Origin of the sequence: Pyxidicoccus fallax (assembly GCF_012933655.1) — a bacterium.
GTDB classification, from domain to species: domain Bacteria; phylum Myxococcota; class Myxococcia; order Myxococcales; family Myxococcaceae; genus Myxococcus; species Myxococcus fallax.
Genome location: NZ_JABBJJ010000726.1, coordinates 1 through 1,002 on the forward strand (window position 1 = coordinate 1; position 1,002 = coordinate 1,002).

At 70.5% G+C, this 1,002-nt stretch carries 2 protein-coding genes; both read left to right on the top strand.

The annotated features are described in order from the left end of the window. Positions 1–57 precede the first annotated feature (57 nt). On the top strand, positions 58–453 hold the full coding sequence (locus HG543_RS53830; RefSeq protein WP_169352699.1) for a transposase: 396 nt from the start codon (positions 58–60) through the stop codon (positions 451–453). Further along, a partial coding sequence (locus HG543_RS53835) for a DDE-type integrase/transposase/recombinase (protein ID WP_169352700.1) occupies positions 450–1,002 on the top strand: 553 nt, incomplete at its 3' end. The genes HG543_RS53830 and HG543_RS53835, both read left to right, overlap by 4 nt.

The window sequence follows — 1,002 nt, forward strand, 5'->3', positions numbered from 1 at the left end:
TGGTGTAGCCCCCTGAAGAGTCGGACAGGCTCGTTCGGCTAGAAAGCGAGTCTGACGATGGAGAAGAAGAGCCAAGAGGGAGCCCCGGAGGGGGCCGAGGGGAGCAAGCGTCGCCGGCGGTACTCGGCGGAGGAGAAGCTGCGCCTGGTGGCCGAGTGCGAGGCGCCGGGCAGCAGCGTGTCCCTGGTGGCCCGCAAGTACGGCATCAGCTCCAGCCTGCTGTTCCGGTGGCGGCAGTTGAAGGAGTCGGGCGGCGTGTCGGGGTTGCAGGCCGGCGAGGCGGTGGTGCCCGAGTCCGAGGTGCAGGCGCTCAAGGCGCAGGTGCGCGAGCTGCAGCGGCTGTTGGGCAAGAAGACGCAGGAGGCCGAAATCCTCCGGGACGCGGTGGAGCTGGCGCGCGAAAAAAAACTATTGTCGCCCGCGGCCTTGTCGAAGCTGGGAGGCATTCTGTGAGCGCGGTGGCCCGGGCCCTCGCGGTGGCCCGTTCCACGTTGCACCGCCCCCTTTCCCCTCGGCAGCCCCGCCGCCCGGACGCCCAGGCCGACGCCGAAGTCCTCGAGCAACTCAAGGCCGTTGTCGGGCAGCGAGCCACCTACGGCTACCGCCGGGCGTGTGCCGTGCTCAACCGGCAGCGCCGCACCGAGGGCAAGCCCGGGGTGAACCACAAGCGCGCCTACCGCCTCATGCGCCAGGGCCGGCTGCTGCTGCAGCGGCATACCGGCAAGCCGACGCGCACCCACGAGGGCCAGGTGGTGACGCTCAAGTCCAACCTGCGCTGGTGCTCCGACGGCTTCGAGGTGCGCTGCTGGAATGGCGAGCGCGTCCACGTCGCCTTCAGCCTCGACTGCTGCGACCGCGAAGCAATGGCCTTCCAGGCCTCGGCCCAGCCTCCCACTGCGCTCACCATCCAGGACCTGATGGCCGAGACGCTCGAGGCCCGCTTCGGCCCGGGTACCGCCCAGGCGCCCCACCCGGTGGAGTGGCTGTCGGACAACGGCCCCG